The organism is Streptomyces sp. NPDC001056 (assembly GCF_053598955.1).
The window spans coordinates 67953-86602 of record NZ_JBSFLI010000018.1; the positions used below are offsets into that span (position 1 = coordinate 67953).

Consider the following 18650-nt stretch of genomic DNA (forward strand, 5'->3'; position numbering starts at 1 on the left):
GTTGATGACGGACGACGAGATACGGTCCCGGTTCGACGGCCGGGGAACGGTCGAGATCCGGGGCGGGGAGTCGATCAAGGCGCGGGCCGAACCGATCGCGCATGCCCTCGGGTACCGGCTGGTGTCCACCGAGACCCGCCGTCCCGCGACCTCCCTGCTCGGGTATCGCGGCCCCGCCACCCTCGGGCTGTTCTTCCGCCGCGACGACGATCCGCGCGCCCGGCGCCGGGCCGAGCAGACGACCGAGCGGCTGCGGGCGGGCGGGCCCCTGCTGGTGGAGGGGGAGTCGGCCGCGCCTCCGCCGCCGCCCCGGCCGGCTCCGCCGCTCATCCCCCGCCCCCCGGCGCCGCGCCCGCGGCGCTCGCTGGAGCCGCCCCCGCCCCCGCCCGCGCCGGTCACGCCGCCCGGACCCCGGGTGCCGCCCCGGCCGTCGTACCCGCCCCCGCCCCCGCCCCCGCCTCCGCCGCCCTCGGCGTGAGCCCCGTCAGGCCAGGCGTTTCACCAGCGTGTACTCCGTGATGCCCGGGGGGTAGTCGGGGATCTCGCAGACCACGTCGTAGCCCTGTTTGCGGTAGAAGTCCGGGGCCTGGAAGTCCCAGGTCTCCAGGCGGGAGGCGGAGCAGCCGCGGTCGGTGGTGGCGAGGTGTTCGGCGCGGGCGAGGAGGTGGGTGCCGAGGCCCGTGCCGCGGTGCGGGGCGTCCACCCAGAGGTAGGTGACGTGGAGCCAGCTGGTCCAGGTGTGGCCGACCAGGCCGCCGGCGAGGGCGCCGGCGGGGTCGAGGGCCCAGACGTGGAGCGGGACCTCGCGTTCCGCGGGGGTGCCGCGCAGGGTCGCGAGGACCGGGGAGGCCGCCGTGTTGGTGTCCAGCAGCCGGGTGCGGAGCAGTTCCTGTCGTGCCTTGTCGACTTCCGCCTCGATACGAAACATGCGGCACACGATAAACGCGCCGGACGGCCAGTTCTGTAAATCTCCTTCCGCTGCGTGCCGGTATCCGTACGCTGAGATACGACGCCGGTGGGGGCCGGTGCCGTTCAGGGGGTTCTGTGGTTCGTATCCGAGTCCTGGTCGTGGACGACCACCGCATCTTCGCCGAGTCGCTCGCCGCCGCCCTGGCCGCCGAGCCCGATGTCGAGGTCGCCGCCGCCGGCAGCGGTCCGGCCGCGCTGCGGTGTCTGGAGCGGGCCCTCGCCGAGGGCCGCCGCTACGACGTCCTGCTCGTGGACGCCGACCTGGGTGGGAAGCCGACCGGTGGCCGGCCGCCGGTGCCCGTCCGGGAGGCGGACGAGGAGGGCCTGGTCGACGGGCTTTCGCTGGTCGCGGGGGTGCGGGCCGCCCAGCCCGCCGTCCGCACCGTCGTCCTCGCCGAGAAGGACGACCCGCGCCGCGCCGCCCTCGCCCTGAGCGCCGGTGCCTGCGGCTGGGTCGCCAAGGACTGCTCCCTGTCCCGGCTGCTCGCGGTGATCCGGGGCGTGCTGCGCGGCGAGACGCATCTGCCGCCCGCGCTGCTGACCGGCGTGCTCAGGGAGCTGACCGCCGCGCGCAGGCACCGCACCGAGAGCGAACGCCTGGTGGAGTCCCTCACGCCCAGGGAGCGGGAGGTGCTGCGCTGCATGGTCGCGGGCCTGGGCCGCAAGGCCGTCGCCGAGCGGCTGTACCTTTCCCCGCACACCGTCCGCACCCATATGCAGAACGTCCTCGGCAAGCTCGGCGTCCATTCCACCCTCGCCGCCGTCGCCCTCGCCCGGCGGGCCGGGGTGGGCCCGGTGGACCTAGCCGGGGACGTTGTCGAACGGGGCGGTCAACTGGCGTAGCAGTCCCGCCAGTTCCGCACGCTGCGCCGAGGACAGCTCGCCGAGGATGGCCCGCTCCTGCGCCAGCAGCCCCGCGAGGGACTCGTCCGCGCGGTCCCGGCCGGTGTCGGTCAGCCGCACCAGCACACCGCGCCGGTCGCTCGGGTCGGGGAGCCGTTCGACCAGGCCCTTCTTCGCCAGGCGGTCGATCCGGTTGGTCATGGTGCCCGAGGTGACCAGGGTCTGGGTCAGCAGCTGTCCGGGGGAGAGCTGGTACGGCGTGCCCGCGCGCCGCAGCGCCGTCAGTACGTCGAACTCCCAGGGCTCCAGCTGGTGTTCCGCGAACGCGAGCCGGCGCGCGCGGTCCAGGTGCCGGGCGAGCCGGCTCACCCGGCTGAGCACTTCCAGCGGCTCCACGTCGAGGTCCGGGCGCTCCCGGCGCCACGCTGCGACCAGCCGATCGACCTCGTCCTCCATGGGATCAGTGTAGTGGTTGTGTCGACATGAAGTCTCTTGGGATCGAGTATCTTTCGCTCAAGTATCTTGACATCAAGATAAGTGCGCGGGAAGGTGAGCACCATGACGACACCGACCTGGGACCCCGAGCAGTACCTCCGGCACGCCGGCCACCGCGCCCGCCCCTTCGCCGACCTGCTCGCCCGTGTCCCCGCCCTGCCCGGCGCCCGGCCCCGCATCGCCGACCTCGGCTGCGGCCCCGGCAACGTCACCGCGACGCTCGCCGGACGCTGGCCCACCGCGCACATCACCGGCTACGACAACTCGCCCGAGATGCTGGACCGCGCCCACACCGAGCACGAGGGCCCCACGGCCGGCGGCGGCCGCCTGGACTTCGCCCACGCCGACGCCCGCGACTGGACGCCCGAGGAGTCGTACGACCTGATCGTCAGCAACGCCACCCTCCAGTGGGTGCCGGGACACCTCGACCGGTTCGCCGACTGGATCGCGGCCCTCGCGCCCGGCGGGACCTTCGCCTTCCAGGTGCCGGACAACATCGACGCCCCGCTGCACGCCCTCATGCGCGAACTGGCCGCGACCCCGCGCTGGAAGGACCGGCTCGCCGGGGTCCTGCGCCGCACCGGCTCGGTGTACGACCCGGCCGTCTACCTGGACCGCCTCGCCCGCCTCGGCTGCGCCCCCGACGTCTGGCGGACCACGTACCTCCACGTCCTCGCGGGCGAGGACCCGGTCCTCGACTGGGTCAAGGGCACCGGTCTGCGGCCCGCCCTGACCGCGCTCGCCGACGACCCCGAGGCGCGGGAGGCGTTCCTGACCGAGTACCGGGACCTGCTGCGGGGCGCCTACCCGAGCGCGCCCTACGGCACGGTCCTGCCCTTTGGGCGGCTGTTCGCCGTGGCCGTGAAGGGGGACTGACGATGCTCGTCGCACTCGATCATGTGCAGCTCGCCGCGCCGCCCGGATCGGAGGACGCCCTGCGCTCGTACTACGTCGGCGTCCTCGGCATGACCGAGGTGCCCAAGCCCCCGGTCCTGGCCGCACGCGGCGGCTGCTGGTTCGAGACCGGCTCCGTCCGCCTCCACCTCGGCATCGACCCCGGCTTCCGCCCCGCCGAGAAGGCCCACCCGGGCCTTGAGGTCCGCGGCATCGAGGCGTACGCGGCCCGGATCGCCGCCCAGGGCGCGCCCGTGACCTGGGACGACAACCTTCCCGGGTACCTGCGCTTCTACTCGCGGGACCCGGTCGGCAACCGGCTGGAGTTCCTGGAGCCGGTCAGGCGGTCCGCCGGGGCGAGTGACCAGGATGTGGATCACCGTGTCGTCGACGACGTGGCGGAATGACTCGACGAGGTGAATCCAAGCGGCCCCGAGGGTCGCCTTCTCCGGTGGACCTCAGTTCTTCCGGTGGCCTATCAGCCGCGGCCGCTGCTCCAGCCCGTCCAGGCCGTGCCACGCCAGGTTCACCAGATGGGCGGCCACCTCCGCCTTCTTCGGGCGGCGGACGTCCAGCCACCACTGGCCCGTCAGGGCGACCATGCCGACCAGGGCCTGGGCGTAGAGGGGGGCGAGCTTGGGGTCGAAGCCGCGGGACTTGAACTCGCGGCCCAGGATGTCCTCCACCTGCGTGGCGATGTCGGAGATCAGGGACGCGAAGGACCCCGTCGACTGCGGGATCGGCGAGTCGCGGACGAGGATGCGGAAACCGTCCGTGTACTCCTCGATGTAGTCGAGGAGCGCGAACGCCGCCTGCTCGCACAGCTCACGCGGATGGCCGGCCGTCAGCGAACTGGTCACCATGTCGAGCAGCCGCCGCATCTCGCGGTCGACCACCACCGCGTACAGCCCCTCCTTGCCGCCGAAGTGCTCGTACACCACCGGCTTGGAGACCCCGGCCTTCGCCGCGATCTCCTCCACCGACGTGCCCTCGAAGCCCTTCGTCGCGAAGAGGGTGCGACCGATCTCCAGCAGCTGCTGGCGACGCTCGGCACCGGTCATACGGGTCCGGCGGGTCCGCCGCTGCTTGTCGGTTCCTGGACTGCTGCTGCTGGAATCGGTCGCCACGGCGTCAATCATGCCGCCTCGGCGGTCTCCTTCCGGCGCCGGGAGCCGCCATCCACGTCGTTACGGCGCGAATCGATACGCGAGCGTGACGGCCAGCGCACGTCGTACGCCCAGCCCAGCCGCTCGAAGATCCAGATGAACCGGGCCGAGGAGTCGATCTGGCCCCGCATCACCCCGTGCCGCGCCGAGGTGGGGTCGGCGTGGTGCAGGTTGTGCCAGGACTCGCCGCACGACAGCACCGCCAGCCACCACACATTGCCCGAACGGTCCCGCGACTTGAACGGCCGTTTGCCCACCGCGTGGCAGATCGAGTTGATCGACCACGTCACATGGTGCAGCAACGCCACCCGGACGAGTGAACCCCAGAAGAACGCGGTGACCGCGCCCCACCAGGACATCGTCACCAGACCGCCGATCAGCGCGGGCAGCAGCAGGGACACCGCCGTCCACAGCACGAACTGCCGGGAGACCGCCCGCAGCGCCGGGTCCTTGATCAGATCCGGCGCGTACTTCTCCTGCGACGTCTGCTCCTCGTCGAACATCCAGCCGATGTGCGCCCACCAGAGGCCCTTGAGCAGCGCCGGCACCGTCTCGCCGTACTTCCACGGAGAGTGCGGGTCGCCCTCCGCGTCGGAGAACCTGTGGTGCTTGCGGTGATCGGCCACCCAGCGCACCAGCGGCCCCTCCACCGCCATCGACCCCATGATCGCCAGCGCGATCCGCAGCGGCCGCTTCGCCTTGAACGAACCGTGGGTGAAATACCGGTGGAAACCGATCGTGATGCCATGGCACCCGAGGTAGTAGAAGAACACCAGCAGGCCCACGTCGAGCCAGCTCACCCCCCAACCCCAGGCCAGCGGCACCGCGGCCACCAGCGCCAGGAACGGCACGGTGATGAAGAGCAGCAGTGTGATCTGTTCGATCGACCGCTTCTGCTCACCGCCCAGCGTGGCCAGAGGAGGGGAAGTGTCGGTGGCCTTACGGGCTTCTTCGATCACATCGGAGTGTGAGGTCATGCGCGTCCCCTGTGGGGTCGAGGGTCGGGGGTGGGCGCCGGGCCACCGGAACCGGACGTGGGGAGTCCGCATGTCCTTACGGTTCCGTAACCTACGGCGTCGTAAGTATGGCAGCGTGTCGCGCGGCGGCAAGAGCCCGAGATCCTGCGCGTCTCCATCGACACCTATCCTTGGAATCGGTCGGACAGCGCGGTCCGCTGAAGTTTCCTTCCCGGACGCTCCGGCCCGCATGCGGCACCAGGCCGCGCGGCAAGCGGCCGGGTTTCCACCCAGCTGAGCTTCAACACTGCAAGGAGCCGCACCTGTGAGCAGTGCCGACGACCAGACCACCACGACCAGCAGCGAGCTGCGCGCCGACATCCGCCGCCTGGGTGATCTCCTCGGAGAGACCCTCGTACGGCAGGAAGGCCCCGAGCTCCTCGAACTGGTCGAGAAGGTCCGCCGCCTCACCCGTGAGGACGGCGAGGCCGCCGCCGAGTTGCTGCGAGGCACCGAACTGGAGACCGCCGCCAAGCTGGTGCGGGCCTTCTCCACCTATTTCCACCTCGCCAACATCACCGAACAGGTGCACCGGGGCCGCGAACTGCGCGCCAGGCGTGCCGCCGAGGGCGGCCTCATCGCCCGTACGGCCGACCGCCTCAAGGACGCCGACCCCGAACACCTGCGCGGGACCGTCCACCACCTCAACGTGCGGCCCGTCTTCACGGCGCACCCCACCGAGGCGGCCCGCCGCTCCGTCCTCAACAAGCTCCGGCGCATCGCGGCCCTCCTGGACACCCCCGTCCTGGACTCCGACCGCCGCCGCCACGACATCCGCCTCGCCGAGAACATCGACCTCGTCTGGCAGACCGACGAGCTGCGCGTCGTACGCCCCGAACCCGCCGACGAGGCCCGCAACGCCATCTACTACCTGGACGAACTCCACGCCGAGGCCGTCGGCGACGTCCTGGAGGACCTCACCGCGGAGCTGGAGCGCGTCGGCGTCAAGCTCCCCGACGACACCCGCCCCCTCACCTTCGGCACCTGGATCGGCGGCGACCGCGACGGCAACCCCAACGTCACCCCCCAGGTCACCTGGGACGTCCTCATCCTCCAGCACGAACACGGCATCAACGACGCCCTGGAGATGATCGACGAGCTGCGCGGCCTCCTCTCCAACTCCATCCGCTACACCGGAGCCACCGAGGAACTCCTCGACTCCCTGCGCGCCGACCTCGACCGGCTGCCCGAGATCAGCCCCCGCTACAAGCGCCTCAACGCCGAGGAGCCCTACCGGCTCAAGGCCACCTGCATCCGGCAGAAGCTGGAGAACACCAAGCAGCGCCTCGCCCGAGGCACCTCCCACGAGGAAGGCCGCGACTACCTCGGCACCGGCGAACTCCTCGCCGACCTGCGCCTCATCCAGACCTCCCTGAGGCAGCACCGCGGCGCGCTCTTCGCCGACGGCCGCCTCTCCCGCACCATCCGCACCCTCGCCGCCTTCGGCCTCCAGCTCGCCACCATGGACGTCCGCGAACACGCCGACGCCCACCACCATGCCCTCGGTCAGCTGTTCGACCGGCTCGGCGAGGAATCCTGGCGCTACGCCGACATGCCCCGCGACTACCGCACCAAGCTCCTCGCCAAGGAACTGCGCTCGCGCCGGCCCCTCGCCCCCACCCCGGCCCCCGTCGACGCCGCCGGCGCCAAGACCCTCGGCGTCTTCGGCACCGTCAAGAAGGCCCTCGACGTCTTCGGCCCCGAGGTCATCGAGTCCTACATCATCTCCATGTGCCAGGGCGCCGACGACGTCTTCGCCGCCGCCGTCCTCGCCCGCGAGGCCGGACTCGTCGACCTGCACGCCGGCTGGGCCAAGATCGGCATCGTCCCCCTCCTGGAGACGACCGACGAACTGCGCGCCGCCGACACCATCCTTGAGGACATGCTCTCCGACCCGTCCTACCGGCGCCTGGTCGCGCTGCGCGGCGACGTCCAGGAGGTCATGCTCGGCTACTCCGACTCCTCCAAGTTCGGCGGCATCACCACCAGCCAGTGGGAGATCCACCGCGCCCAGCGCCGGCTGCGCGACGTCGCCCACCGCTACGGCGTGCGCCTGCGCCTCTTCCACGGCCGCGGCGGCACCGTCGGCCGCGGCGGCGGCCCCTCCCACGACGCCATCCTCGCCCAGCCCTGGGGCACCCTCGAAGGCGAGATCAAGGTCACCGAACAGGGCGAGGTCATCTCCGACAAGTACCTCATCCCCGCCCTGGCGCGGGAGAACCTGGAACTCACCGTCGCCGCCACCCTCCAGGCCTCCGCCCTGCACACCGCGCCCCGCCAGTCCGACGAGGCCCTCGCCCGCTGGGACGCCGCCATGGACGTCGTCTCCGACGCCGCCCACGCCGCCTACCGCCGCCTGGTCGAGGACCCCGACCTGCCCGCCTACTTCTTCGCCTCCACCCCCGTCGACCAGCTCGCCGACCTGCATCTGGGCTCCCGGCCGTCACGGCGCCCCGACTCCGGCGCCGGCCTGGACGGACTGCGGGCCATCCCCTGGGTGTTCGGCTGGACCCAGTCCCGCCAGATCGTCCCCGGCTGGTTCGGCGTCGGCTCCGGACTCAAGGCCCTGCGCGAGGCGGGCCTGGACACCGTCCTCGCCGAGATGCACGAGCAGTGGCACTTCTTCCGCAACTTCGTCTCCAACGTCGAGATGACCCTCGCCAAGACCGACCTGCGGATCGCCCAGCACTACGTCGACACCCTCGTCCCCGACGATCTCAAGCACGTGTTCGACACCATCAGGGCCGAACACGAGCTCACCGTCCGCGAGGTCCTGCGCGTCACCGGCGAGCGCGAGCTCCTCGACGCCCAGCCCGTCCTCAAGCAGACCTTCACCATCCGCGACGCCTACCTGGACCCCATCTCCTACCTCCAGGTCGCCCTGCTCAAGCGCCAGCGCGACGAGGCCGCGACCGGCGCCGAGCCCGACCCGCTGCTCTCCCGCGCCCTGCTCCTCACCGTCAACGGCGTGGCGGCCGGCCTGCGCAACACCGGCTGACCCGCTGACGAAAAGGGTGCCCCCGGGGTCGTACGACCCCGGGGGCACCCTCTTTCCGAAAGCCTCACTGCACCGCGACGAACGCCGCCGTCAACAGGCCGATCCCCGACAGCCCCAGCCCCCACGCCACCCGCGTCAGCCGCATCCCGCCCGCGACCACCACCGAGGCCAGCAACAACGCCCCGCCCAGCGGCACCCAGGCATAGAGAATCCCCGCCGGACCCGAACGCAGCGCGTCCGAACCGCCCGGCTTCAGCACCACGTCGTACGTGCCGCCCCTGCGCACCGCGACCGCCTCCGCGATCCGCACCCGCGCACGGGCCCGCGCCCCCGCCGACGTCGGCGTGAACGGCCCGCTGCACGTCCCGTCCGCACACGCGGTCACCCGCACCGTGCCCTGCTCCCGGCCCTTGGTCAGCAGCACGTGCTGGGCGTTCCCCCAGGAACCCCACACCCCCGCGAACACGATCAGCGCGGCGAACGCGCCCATCACCGCGACCCGCCCGAACCGCAACGCGGACACGGACGCCTGGACAGCGGAACGGGAGGCGGTGGCAGGCATGGCCGGGATCATTGGCCATACCCCCGCGACCGGTCAACTCCGCCGGGCGGCATAGCCGTACAAGTCGGGAGTTGGCGGGTCCGTGGCGAAGGAGTCAGGAGTTGTACGTGCTCTGCGCGCGCTCCAGACCCTCGATCACCAGACTCTCCACCGCGTCCGCCGCACGGTCCACGAAGTAGTCCAGCTCCTTGCGCTCCGTCGAGGAGAAGTCCTTCAGCACGAAGTCCGCCACCTGCATACGGCCCGGAGGACGGCCGATCCCGAACCGGACCCGGTGGTAGTCCGCGCCCATCGCCTTCGTCATCGACTTCAGGCCGTTGTGCCCGTTGTCCCCGCCGCCCAGCTTCAGCCGCAGCGTGCCGTAGTCGATGTCCAGCTCGTCGTGCACGGCCACGATGTTCGCCACCGGCACCTTGTAGAAGTCCTTCAGCGCGTTCACCGGGCCGCCGGACAGGTTCATGTACGACATCGGCTTCGCCAGGATCACCCGGCGGTTCGCGGGACCCGCGGGACCGATCCGGCCCTCCAGCACCTGTGCCTGCGCCTTCCCCGCGCGCTTGAACTTCCCCCCGATCCGCTGCGCGAGCAGGTCCACCACCATGAAACCGACGTTGTGCCGGTTCATCGCGTACTCCGGCCCGGGATTCCCGAGCCCGACAACCAACCAGGGGGTGCTGGCGGGGGTGGTCACGTCCATGTCTCCTTGATACGCGCCAGCCGCCGCTCCCCGCGAGGGAGAGCGGCGGCTGAACGGATGATGACGAAGCCGAGGCTCAGGCCTCCGCGGCCTCTTCGCCCGCGGCGGCCTCTTCGCCCTCGGTCTCCTCGGCCTGCGCCTGGAGGACCTGAAGGACGACCGCGTCCTCCTCGACGGCCAGGGCGACGCCGCTCGGCAGCGCGATGTCCTTGGCGTGGATGGAGGCACCGGCCTCAAGGCCCTCGACGGAGACGGTGACCGACTCCGGGATGTGCGTGGCCTCGGCCTCGACCGGCAGCGCGGCCAGGACGTGCTCAAGCAGGTTGCCGCCCGGGGCCAGCTCGCCCTCGGTGTGCACCGGGATCTCGACCGTGACCTTCTCGCCGCGCTTGACCAGCAGCAGGTCGACGTGCTCCAGGAAGCCCTTCAGCGGGTCACGCTGCACGGACTTCGGGATCGCCAGCTCGTTGGTCTTGCCGTCGATGTCCAGGGAGATCAGGACGTTCGGCGTACGCAGCGCCATCAGCAGCTCGTGGCCCGGCAGGGTCAGGTGCAGCGGGTCGGAGCCGTGGCCGTACAGAACACCCGGGACCTTGTTGTCACGGCGGATGCGGCGGGCCGCACCCTTGCCGAACTCGGTGCGGGACTCGGCGGCGATCTTCACCTCGGACATGTGGATCACTCCTCGTAGGAACTCGGAACGGACGTGGTCACCCGGCCACGAACGGCCTGCTACGAAGAGCGCGTCGATAACGGATCGCCGTACGTACGCGTACGGCCTCCCTCGCCGAGCAACTCCAGAAGTTTACCCGGACCGGGAGGCCGTACCAAAAGGATCTTCAGCTAGCCGCGACGGCCGACCTGCAGAAACCTCACTGCTCGTCGAAGAGGCTGGTCACCGAGCCATCCTCGAACACCTCACGCACCGCGCTCGCGATCGTCGGAGCGATCGACAGCACCGTGATCTTGTCCAGATCCCGGCCCAGCTCCGCCGGCGTCGGCAGCGTGTTCGTGAACACGAACTCACTCACCCGCGAGTTCTTCAGCCGGTCCGCCGCCGGACCCGACAGCACACCGTGCGTCGCCGTCACGATGACGTCCTCCGCACCGTGCGCGAACAGCGCGTCCGCGGCGGCGCAGATCGTGCCACCGGTGTCGATCATGTCGTCCACCAGCACACACACGCGGCCCTTGACCTCACCCACGACCTCGTGGACGGTCACCTGGTTCGCCACGTCCTTGTCCCGGCGCTTGTGCACGATCGCCAGCGGCGCGCCCAGCCGGTCACACCACCGGTCCGCCACCCGCACCCGGCCCGCGTCCGGCGAGACCACCGTCAGCTTGTTCCGGTCCACCTGCTCGCCCACGTAGTCCGCCAGCAGCGGCAGCGCGAAGAGGTGGTCCACCGGACCGTCGAAGAAGCCCTGGATCTGGTCCGTGTGCAGGTCCACGGTCAGAATCCGGTCGGCACCCGCCGTCTTCATCAGATCCGCGACCAGCCGCGCCGAGATCGGTTCACGACCCCGGTGCTTCTTGTCCTGCCGCGCGTAACCGTAGAACGGCACGATCACGGTGATGGAGCGAGCCGACGCGCGCTTCAGCGCGTCGATCATGATCAGCTGCTCCATGATCCACTTGTTGATCGGAGCCGTGTGGCTCTGGATCAGGAAGCAGTCCGCACCACGCGCCGACTCCTGGTAGCGAACGTAGATCTCACCGTTGGCGAAATCGAAGGCCTTCGTCGGGACGACCCCGACACCCAACTGCTGGGCGACCTCCTCGGCAAGCTCGGGGTGGGCGCGGCCGGAGAAGAACATCATCTTCTTCTCGCCGGTCGTCTTGATCCCGGTCACAGCACTGTCTCCTCAGAGGTTGTCTCAGCCCAGCCGACTGCTCGAACCGGCCTCCCGTCCGAGCGTGAGAAGCCGAATCAACTGGTAGGGGTGCGGGTGCACACGTGCGTTTGTGCACTTATCACGGTACGCCGACTTTGACGCACCCGTTTCCGGTCAGTCCTCGTCACGGCCCTGCCGGGAGGCGTCCTCGGCCGCCTTCGCCGCCGCACTCCCCGGCCGCTTCCGAGCCACCCAACCCTCGATATTCCGCTGCTGACCACGGGCCACGGCCAGCGAACCGGGCGGCACGTCCTTCGTGATCACGGACCCGGCGGCGGTGTACGCACCGTCCCCGACCGTGACAGGCGCCACAAACATGTTGTCCGAACCCGTACGGCAATGCGACCCGATCGTGGTGTGGTGCTTGTCCTGACCGTCGTAGTTCACGAACACGCTCGCCGCGCCGATGTTCGTGAACTCACCGATCGTCGCGTCGCCCACGTACGACAGGTGCGGCACCTTCGTGCCCGCGCCGATCCGCGCGTTCTTCGTCTCGACGTACGTCCCGATCTTGCCCTTCGCGCCGAGCCGCGTCCCCGGCCGCAGATACGCGTACGGCCCCACGCTCGCGTCCGCGCCCACCACGGCCCCGTCGGACACGGTGTTGTCCACCCGCGCGCCCGCGCCCACCCTGGTGTCCTTCAGCCGGCTGTTCGGGCCGACCTCCGCGCCCTCCGCGAGATGCGTGGCGCCGGTCAGCTGCGTGCCCGGGTGCACCACCACGTCCCGCTCGAACGTCACGGTCACGTCCACCCACGTGGTCGCCGGGTCCACGACGGTGACGCCGTCCAGCATCGCCCGGGTCAGCAGCCGGTCGTTCAGGATCCGGCGGGCCTCCGCCAGCTGCACCCGGTTGTTGATCCCGGCGATCTCCCGGTGGTCGGCCGCCACCGAGGCACCGACCCGGTGCCCGGCCTCGCGCAGGATCCCCAGCACGTCGGTGAGGTACTCCTCGCCCTGGCTGTTGTTCTTGCGCACCTTCGTCAGCGCGTCCGCCAGCAGCCGGCCGTCGAACGCGAACACCCCGCTGTTGATCTCCCGGATCGCCCGCTGGGCCTCGCTCGCGTCCTTGTGCTCCACGATCGCGGTCACCGCGCCCGACGCCTCGTCCCGCACGATCCGGCCGTAGCCGGTCGCGTCCGGCACCTCGGCGGTCAGCACGGTCACGGCGTTGCCGTCGGCCTGGTGGGTCTCGGCGAGCCGCCGCAGGGTCTCGCCGGTGAGCAGCGGGGTGTCCCCGCAGACCACGACGACGGTCCCGGTCACGGCCCCGCCCAGCTCCTCCAGACCCGTCCGTACGGCGTGCCCGGTGCCGTTCTGCTGCTCCTGCACGGCGGTACGGGCGGCCGGGTCGGTCTCCGTCAGGTGCGCGGTGACCTGCTCACGGGCGTGGCCGACGACGACGACCAGGTTCTCGGGCTTCAACTCGCGGGCGGCGGCGAGCACATGGCCCACCAGGGAGCGGCCGCAGATCTGGTGCAGCACCTTGGGTGTGGCCGACTTCATACGGGTGCCCTCACCCGCTGCGAGAACGACGACGGCTGCCGGGCGGATGGCACTCACGGTTTGCCCTTCGGCTCTGAGGGTGGGAACAGCCGCAGGATACCGGGGCGGGGTTGGGGGGATATGGGGGCGGGCCCTGACGGGGCGGTTCGCCGGTCAGGGCCCGAACGTGGGTCTTGTGTGCTGGGGGCTCCCGGAGAAGGATTCGAACCCTCATTCAACGGACCAAAACCGTTTGTCCTGCCCTTAGACGATCCGGGACTGTTCGCGCCTCACGGCCGATCCGGCTGATCGGCTTCGTGCGCGGCCTCCACTATGCCGTACCAAGACCCTTCGATGCGACGGTACAAGTCGGCAGCTTTCAGGACTTTGATCACGAGACATCCGCGGTAGTCGTCGCCGGTGTTCTTGCGGACCGTCTTGGGGTTGTGCTTCTTGAGGGCCGTCTTGTTGAAGGAGGACGGGGCGGCGCCGACGAGCTCCGCCCAGTAGCGCTCGGCCCCGCACACGTCCGCACTCTCGTGGATCATCACGGTGAACTTCAACCGCTCGGGCTCGACCCCAAGAAGGTGCAGCCAGGCGAGGTAGACCCTGATCATGCCGGGGTCGCTGTTGACGAAGGTGACGTTCTCGCGGCGGTCGTACGGCTTGTCCTTGCCGCCCTCGGCCCAGTACAGGCCCACGCCCACCAGGAACAGTTCGCGGGCCGACAGGGCGCCGATCGCCAGTCGGGCCTCCTCCTTGGTGCGCCGGCGCTCCTCGTCGCGGATGCGCAGTGTCTGCTCCCAGCCCTTGCGGGCGATCGCCGAGGCCTCTTCGGGGCTGCGTCTGCGCTCGGGCCTCGGCAGATCCCGTACCCACAGGGACACGGAGCTGCGCGAGCAGCCCAGTTCCGCTTCGATCTGGTCGTAGGTTCGGCCCTGGAGCCGTAGCTCTCGGGCCCGCTCCCGGAGGTCGTCCTTGGCGTTCGGGCGTGTGGTCCAGGCGGGTGGGGGTTCGCCCTTGACCAGTTGGTTGAGGATGTCGTTGTTGAAGATCTTCAGCTGGTCGCGGATCTGCCGGAGGCTCAGCCCCGCCCGTCGCAGCGCCACCGCCCGTTCCCGCAGCCCCTCGAAGTCGGCGTATGTGCCGTGGGTGTGTCCCATGGGAATACCGTCCGTGCGGAATGAGAGGTTCCGGAGTCGAACGCGGCGAGTTCACCAGTTCGAGGGATGGTAGGAGGTTTCGGCGTGGTTCGGTTACGGAGCGTGGTGTGTGGAGGTAGGCGAAAGTCACCGGAAAAGCCCCACCCGCCGCCCGTAGGCTGGACGCATGACCATGACGGGGGAAGAGCACGCCAGGGCGCTGACCGGCCCTTGGTGGTGGCCACGCCGGCGCAGCGCCGTGTTCGACGGCTGCCTCGCGCTGGCGTCCGCGCTGGAGTGCGGCGCGGAGGGTACCGGTTTCGCCCGGGACGCGGGGATCCCGCTCTGGGCGGGCGTCCTGTTCGGCGTGGTGGCCGGCGCGGTGCTGCTGGTGCGGCGCAAGTGGCCGGTCGCCGTGGTGCTGGTGGCGATCGCGGTGACCCCGGCGCAGATGGGTTTCCTGCTGGGCATCGTCGGCCTGTACACACTGGCCGCCGCGGAGGTGCCGCGGCGGGTGATCGGCGCGCTGGCGGGGATGACGCTGGCGGGTACGGCGGTGGTGACGTTCGTACGGGTCCGGCAGGACATGGCGCGGGGCGACCTGACGCTCGGTGACTGGTTCGTGCCGTTCGCCGCGGTGGCGACGGCGCTGGGGCTGACGGCTCCGCCGGTGCTGCTGGGGCTGTACGTGGGGGCGCGGCGGCGGTTGATGGAGAGTCTGCGGGAGCGGGCGGACAGTCTGGAGCGGGAGCTCCAGCTGCTCGCGGAGCGGGCGGAGGAGCGGGCCGAGTGGGCGCGCAACGAGGAGCGGACGCGGATCGCGCGGGAGATGCATGACGTGGTCGCGCACCGGGTGAGCCTGATGGTGGTGCACGCGGCGGCGTTGCAGGCGGTGGCCCGGAAGGATCCGGAGAAGGCGGTGCGCAACGCCGCGCTGGTGGGGGACATGGGCCGGCAGGCGTTGACGGAGTTGCGGGAGATGCTCGGGGTGTTGCGGGCGGGGGAGGCGGACCAGGTCGCGGGCCGGCGGGCGGTGGGGGTGCCGTTGGTGGCGGTGGGTGAGGCGGCGGCCGCGGCCGCGGCGGCGGCTTCGCGGGTGGCGGAGGAGGCCGGCGAGGGGCCCTGCCTGTCGGAGCTGGACGAGTTGGTGGGGCAGTCCGCGGCGGCGGGGATGGTCGTGGATCTGTCGGTGGAGGGGGAGGTGCGGGCGTATGCGGCGGAGGTGGAGCAGACGGCGTACCGGGTGGTGCAGGAGGCGTTGACGAACGTGCACAAGCATGCGGCGGGGGCGAAGACGCATGTGCGGTTGGCGCACCGGGTGGCGGAGATCGCGATGCAGGTGGAGAACGAGCCCCCGCCGGAACCGGGTTCCGCCTCGGCCGCGGGCCTGCCGTCGGGCGGCAACGGCCTGCTGGGCATGCGGGAGAGGGTCCTGGCCCTGGGCGGAGTCTTCGTCTCGGGCCCGACGGACGCGGGGGGCTTCCGTGTGTCGGCGGTGATCCCGGCGGCGTAGGGCCGCGCCGGTCTCGACCGGTTCGGTCGGATGTGCGGCTCGCTCCGGTCTCGGCTGGGTGCGGGCCGTGGCGGTTTTCGCCTCGGGGGCGGCTGCGGCCTCGGTGTAGGGCTTGGCGCAGGGCCTGGTCCGGGTCTTGCGCGGGGGCGGGTGCCGGGTCTGGTCGTGGCGGCTCGGTGTGGGCCGCGCCGGTCTCGACCCGGTTCGGCCGGACGTGCGGCTCGCTCCGGTCTCGGCTCGGGTTCTCGGTTCGCCGTAGTGCCCTGCCCCGGGGTTCGGCTCTGGCCGCGGCCACGGCGTGGGGTTCGGGCCCGGCTGGGCCTCGGCTCCGGTGCCGGCGGGCTCCGGGCCTGGTCCGGCGTCGGCGTGTGCCGGGGTCGGGCCGTCTCTGCTTCGGCGTAGGGCTCGGCAGGGGCGTCGGTTCGGGCGGGGACCGCTCCGGCGCTGGAGGTCCGGCCGGTGTGGGCCCCGCCCCCGCGCCCCGGCCGTGTGGGGATCGGACCCGGCCTCGGTCCGGCCCCGTCCTCTCCTTCGGCCTCGCCCCCGCTGCGTCGGTCCCCGGCGCGCCCCGCTCGCCACGCCGCCTCTCCGCGCTCAGCCCGCCGTCAGCCGGACCGGCTCTATGCCCGTGATCAGCGTGGCCAGGGCGTGGTCGATGTCCGGGCCGAGATACCAGTCGCCGGTGTGGTCGAGGGCGTAGACGCGGCCCTCGGTGTCGATGGCGAGGGCGGCGGCGGTGTCGGTCTCGGTGCCGAGGGGGCAGAGTTCGGTGCCGAGGGCGCGGCCGAGGTCGCCGAGGGTGCGGGCGAGGTGGCGGCCGTGGAGGGGGTCGAGGTGGAGCGTGGCGGGGGCGATCTGCCGGCCGCTGCCGCCGGGGGCGATGCGCAGGCCGCCGAATTCGGCCCAGGCCTCGACGGCGGCGGGGAAGACGGTGTGCCGGTGCCCGGCGGGTGAGGCGTGTTCGCGCAGGGTGTCGGCCCAGATCTCGGCCTGTTTTATGTCCCAGCGTCCGGGTTGCCAGCCGGCGGCGCGCAGGGCGGCGTCGACGGGGACGGGGAAGCGCGTGGTCGAGGTGCGGTCGGGGTGCATCTGCCCTTCGTTCGTCGTGCTGGTGGGGTGGTACGAGGGTGCTCGCGCGGTCGGTTCGGTGGTCAGTCGGTGGTGGGGTCGACGACGCGGACGCCGAAGTGGGCGGTGAGCGCGCTGCAGGCCCGGCAGGGCGTGGCGAAGCTGCCGTGCAGGGGGTCGCCGTCCTCGCGTATGCGGCGGGCGGTGAGCTTGGCGTGCTTGAGGGCCTTGCGGGCCTCGCCGTTGGTCATGGGCCTGCGGGAGGCGCGCTTGCTGCGGGTGGCGTCGGCGGCGGCGAGGTGCCGGGAGATGAGGATGGTCTCGGCGCAGCGGCCGGTGAAGCGGTCGCGCTGGGTGCTGGGGAGGGTGTCGAGGAAGTCCTGGACGAGGGGGTGCAGGGTGGGGGGTTCCTCGCCGCGTGCGGCGGTGCCGGTGAGGGTGGTGCCGTGTACGGAGAGGGCGGCGGCGACGGTGGGCAGGATGCCGTCGCGGCGTTGCCGGAGGGTCGGTACGGGGGGTGCCTCGGTGCCGCTCCAGCCGATGCGCGGGTCGCCGGCGCGCACGTCGGTACCTCCGGTCTGCAAGGTATTCATGTTGGCTTTCCCCTCCCCGGGCTGTCCCCCGAAGGACACAGGGTGCCAAATGCCGTGGGTCGCGTGGAAGCTGGGGCGGCGCGACACGCCCGTGAGGGGTGGGGCCGTCACGGTGGGGTGACGGCTGGTCACGGAGGTGGGTGACGGGTGCGGGTGGCGGTGGTGGTGTGTGCCGCGGGGACGCGGTGGGCCGGTGACCGGGGTTCGGGTACCGCTTAGGCTGTCGGCATCCGTGATGGACACCGCCGTTCAGGCCCAAGAGAACGCCCAGGGGGCAACCGCCATGACGACAGGTCGGCTCGGGCTGGGGACACCTCCCGGCCGCCAGGGTGGACAGGCCGTGCCGCCGAACGCGGCGTACGCCGGGCAGGTCGTGCACTTCCCGGACCCGGTGCGGGCGGCGCGTCACCCGAGAGGGGTACGGGTCGACGAGCATGGTTTTCCGGACTTCTCGCCCTATGCGCGCGCGGCGGTGGAGATCGCGGAGCCGCCGGACGGTTTCGGCGTCGACGAGTTGCGGCTGACGGACTATGTGTCGGCGAACGCGGCGCTGGCGGCGGCGGGGCACGAGTGGTGGGACACGGTGCCGGACGTGGCGACGCCGCACGGCTGGACGTGGCATCACGTGGCGCGCACGCGGCGGCTGGAGCTGGTGCCGGTCGACGTGAAGGCGTTGCTGCGGCATCACGGCGGGATCGCGACGGCGCCGGTGGACCACGGCAAGCGGGGTACGCGGCCGTTGCAGGAGACGCGGCCCGCGCACTTCGGTCTGCCGAAGTCGGGTGTGGCGGTGACCGAGTCGCAGGTGCAGGGTGTCGAGGAGGATCTGGGGTACCGGCTGCCGGGCGCCTATCGTGACTTCCTGAAGGCTGCGGGCGGTTGTGCCCCGGTGGGCACGGCGTTGGACGCCGAGCTGGGGCTGCTGGTGGACCAGCCGTTCTTCACGGTGCGGGACGAGGCCGCGGTCAACGACCTCGTGTACGTGAACAAGTGCCTGCGCGACCATCTGACGAAGGACTACCTCGGGGTGGCCTTCGTGCAGGGCGGGTTGCTCGCGGTGAAGGTGAAGGGCGAGCGCCTCGGTTCGGTGTGGTTCTGCGCGTACGACGATGTGCGGGACGTGGACCCGTCGTGGCCGCCGGCGGAGCGGGTGGAACGTCTGCTGCTGCCGTGCGGTGACGACTTCGACGCCTTCCTGTCCCGGCTGGCGGGTAATCCGCCGGAGTTGGAGACGGTGGCGAACCTGATGGTGGACGGCGGTTTCGCGCGTGTCGTCCCGGTGTCTTCCGGCCCGGTGGGAGAGTGAGCTGACGG

19 protein-coding genes and 1 tRNA gene are annotated in these 18650 nt (G+C 71.4%); 7 read left to right on the plus strand and 13 right to left on the minus strand.

Translation table 11 applies throughout. The features are described 5' to 3' along the window. The first annotated feature begins 4 nt into the window (after nucleotides 1-4). Complete coding sequence (locus tag ACWDD7_RS21690) at nucleotides 5-478, plus strand: hypothetical protein (RefSeq protein WP_450458543.1); 474 nt, start codon at nucleotides 5-7, stop codon at nucleotides 476-478. 6 nt (nucleotides 479-484) lie between these two features. On the opposite strand, the gene ACWDD7_RS21695 is transcribed toward ACWDD7_RS21690, so the two are convergent. Continuing rightward, nucleotides 485-928: a GNAT family N-acetyltransferase gene (locus ACWDD7_RS21695; RefSeq protein WP_450458544.1), complete on the minus strand. Its 444-nt coding sequence runs from the start codon at nucleotides 926-928 to the stop codon at nucleotides 485-487. Nucleotides 929-1044: 116 nt separating this feature from the next. On the opposite strand from ACWDD7_RS21695, the gene ACWDD7_RS21700 reads away from it, so the two are divergent. Further along, nucleotides 1045-1812: a response regulator transcription factor gene (locus ACWDD7_RS21700; protein WP_351864183.1), complete on the plus strand. Its 768-nt coding sequence runs from the start codon at nucleotides 1045-1047 to the stop codon at nucleotides 1810-1812. Here ACWDD7_RS21700 and tamR read toward each other — a convergent pair. Continuing rightward, nucleotides 1771-2268 carry a MarR family transcriptional regulator TamR gene (gene tamR, locus ACWDD7_RS21705; protein WP_351864180.1) on the minus strand — a complete coding sequence of 166 codons (498 nt, stop codon included), beginning with the start codon at nucleotides 2266-2268 and terminating at the stop codon, nucleotides 1771-1773. The genes ACWDD7_RS21700 and tamR overlap by 42 nt on opposite strands. 102 nt (nucleotides 2269-2370) lie before the next feature. On the opposite strand from tamR, the gene ACWDD7_RS21710 reads away from it, so the two are divergent. Together ACWDD7_RS21710 and ACWDD7_RS21715 are read left to right on the plus strand one after the other, a co-directional pair. Further along, complete coding sequence (locus ACWDD7_RS21710; protein WP_450458545.1) at nucleotides 2371-3183, plus strand: trans-aconitate 2-methyltransferase; 813 nt, start codon at nucleotides 2371-2373, stop codon at nucleotides 3181-3183. A 2-nt stretch (nucleotides 3184-3185) separates the two neighbouring features. Next, nucleotides 3186-3608, plus strand: coding sequence for a glyoxalase (locus ACWDD7_RS21715; protein WP_450458546.1), 423 nt, complete (start codon nucleotides 3186-3188; stop codon nucleotides 3606-3608). Nucleotides 3609-3659: 51 nt separating this feature from the next. Here the strand turns inward: ACWDD7_RS21715 and ACWDD7_RS21720 are convergent, their stop codons facing one another. Together ACWDD7_RS21720 and ACWDD7_RS21725 are read right to left on the minus strand one after the other, a co-directional pair. Next, complete coding sequence (locus ACWDD7_RS21720; RefSeq protein ID WP_351864171.1) at nucleotides 3660-4340, minus strand: TetR/AcrR family transcriptional regulator; 681 nt, start codon at nucleotides 4338-4340, stop codon at nucleotides 3660-3662. Next, nucleotides 4337-5344, minus strand: coding sequence for an acyl-CoA desaturase (locus ACWDD7_RS21725; RefSeq protein WP_351864168.1), 1008 nt, complete (start codon nucleotides 5342-5344; stop codon nucleotides 4337-4339). The genes ACWDD7_RS21720 and ACWDD7_RS21725 overlap by 4 nt, the downstream gene beginning before the upstream one ends. A gap of 304 nt (nucleotides 5345-5648) precedes the next feature. On the opposite strand from ACWDD7_RS21725, the gene ppc reads away from it, so the two are divergent. Beyond that, nucleotides 5649-8381: a phosphoenolpyruvate carboxylase gene (gene ppc, locus ACWDD7_RS21730; protein WP_351864165.1), complete on the plus strand. Its 2733-nt coding sequence runs from the start codon at nucleotides 5649-5651 to the stop codon at nucleotides 8379-8381. 64 nt (nucleotides 8382-8445) lie between these two features. Here the strand turns inward: ppc and ACWDD7_RS21735 are convergent, their stop codons facing one another. From ACWDD7_RS21735 to ACWDD7_RS21765, 7 genes are all read right to left on the minus strand, one after another. Beyond that, on the minus strand, nucleotides 8446-8955 hold the full coding sequence (locus ACWDD7_RS21735) for a hypothetical protein (protein WP_351864162.1): 510 nt from the start codon (nucleotides 8953-8955) through the stop codon (nucleotides 8446-8448). Nucleotides 8956-9037: 82 nt separating this feature from the next. After that, nucleotides 9038-9640: an aminoacyl-tRNA hydrolase gene (pth, locus tag ACWDD7_RS21740; protein ID WP_351864159.1), complete on the minus strand. Its 603-nt coding sequence runs from the start codon at nucleotides 9638-9640 to the stop codon at nucleotides 9038-9040. A 76-nt stretch (nucleotides 9641-9716) separates the two neighbouring features. Next, nucleotides 9717-10313, minus strand: a complete 597-nt coding sequence (locus ACWDD7_RS21745; RefSeq protein ID WP_450458547.1) for a 50S ribosomal protein L25/general stress protein Ctc — start codon at nucleotides 10311-10313, stop codon at nucleotides 9717-9719. Nucleotides 10314-10512: 199 nt separating this feature from the next. Further along, the gene (locus ACWDD7_RS21750) at nucleotides 10513-11493 is read right to left on the minus strand and encodes a ribose-phosphate diphosphokinase (RefSeq protein ID WP_351864154.1); all 981 of its coding nucleotides are present in this window, start codon (nucleotides 11491-11493) and stop codon (nucleotides 10513-10515) included. A gap of 156 nt (nucleotides 11494-11649) precedes the next feature. Next, a complete protein-coding gene (glmU, locus tag ACWDD7_RS21755) occupies nucleotides 11650-13098 on the minus strand; it encodes a bifunctional UDP-N-acetylglucosamine diphosphorylase/glucosamine-1-phosphate N-acetyltransferase GlmU (RefSeq protein WP_450458548.1) in 1449 nt (482 codons plus the stop codon). A gap of 130 nt (nucleotides 13099-13228) precedes the next feature. After that, nucleotides 13229-13299: transfer RNA gene (locus tag ACWDD7_RS21760), tRNA-Gln, on the minus strand. An 11-nt stretch (nucleotides 13300-13310) separates the two neighbouring features. After that, a complete protein-coding gene (locus ACWDD7_RS21765) occupies nucleotides 13311-14183 on the minus strand; it encodes a hypothetical protein (RefSeq protein ID WP_450458549.1) in 873 nt (290 codons plus the stop codon). Nucleotides 14184-14349: 166 nt separating this feature from the next. Between ACWDD7_RS21765 and ACWDD7_RS21770 the strand changes: the two genes are divergently transcribed. Then, complete coding sequence (locus ACWDD7_RS21770; RefSeq protein WP_450458550.1) at nucleotides 14350-15675, plus strand: sensor histidine kinase; 1326 nt, start codon at nucleotides 14350-14352, stop codon at nucleotides 15673-15675. Between the two features lie 594 nt (nucleotides 15676-16269). Here the strand turns inward: ACWDD7_RS21770 and ACWDD7_RS21775 are convergent. Both ACWDD7_RS21775 and ACWDD7_RS21780 read right to left on the minus strand, forming a co-directional pair. Next, nucleotides 16270-16764 carry an SUKH-3 domain-containing protein gene (locus ACWDD7_RS21775; protein ID WP_351864145.1) on the minus strand — a complete coding sequence of 165 codons (495 nt, stop codon included), beginning with the start codon at nucleotides 16762-16764 and terminating at the stop codon, nucleotides 16270-16272. A gap of 62 nt (nucleotides 16765-16826) precedes the next feature. Next, the gene (locus ACWDD7_RS21780; protein ID WP_351864142.1) at nucleotides 16827-17336 is read right to left on the minus strand and encodes a YwqJ-related putative deaminase; all 510 of its coding nucleotides are present in this window, start codon (nucleotides 17334-17336) and stop codon (nucleotides 16827-16829) included. Nucleotides 17337-17619: 283 nt separating this feature from the next. Here ACWDD7_RS21780 and ACWDD7_RS21785 point away from each other — a divergent pair, with 283 nt between their 5' ends. Beyond that, nucleotides 17620-18642 carry an SMI1/KNR4 family protein gene (locus ACWDD7_RS21785; RefSeq protein ID WP_392216075.1) on the plus strand — a complete coding sequence of 341 codons (1023 nt, stop codon included), beginning with the start codon at nucleotides 17620-17622 and terminating at the stop codon, nucleotides 18640-18642. Nucleotides 18643-18650: the final 8 nt, after the last annotated feature.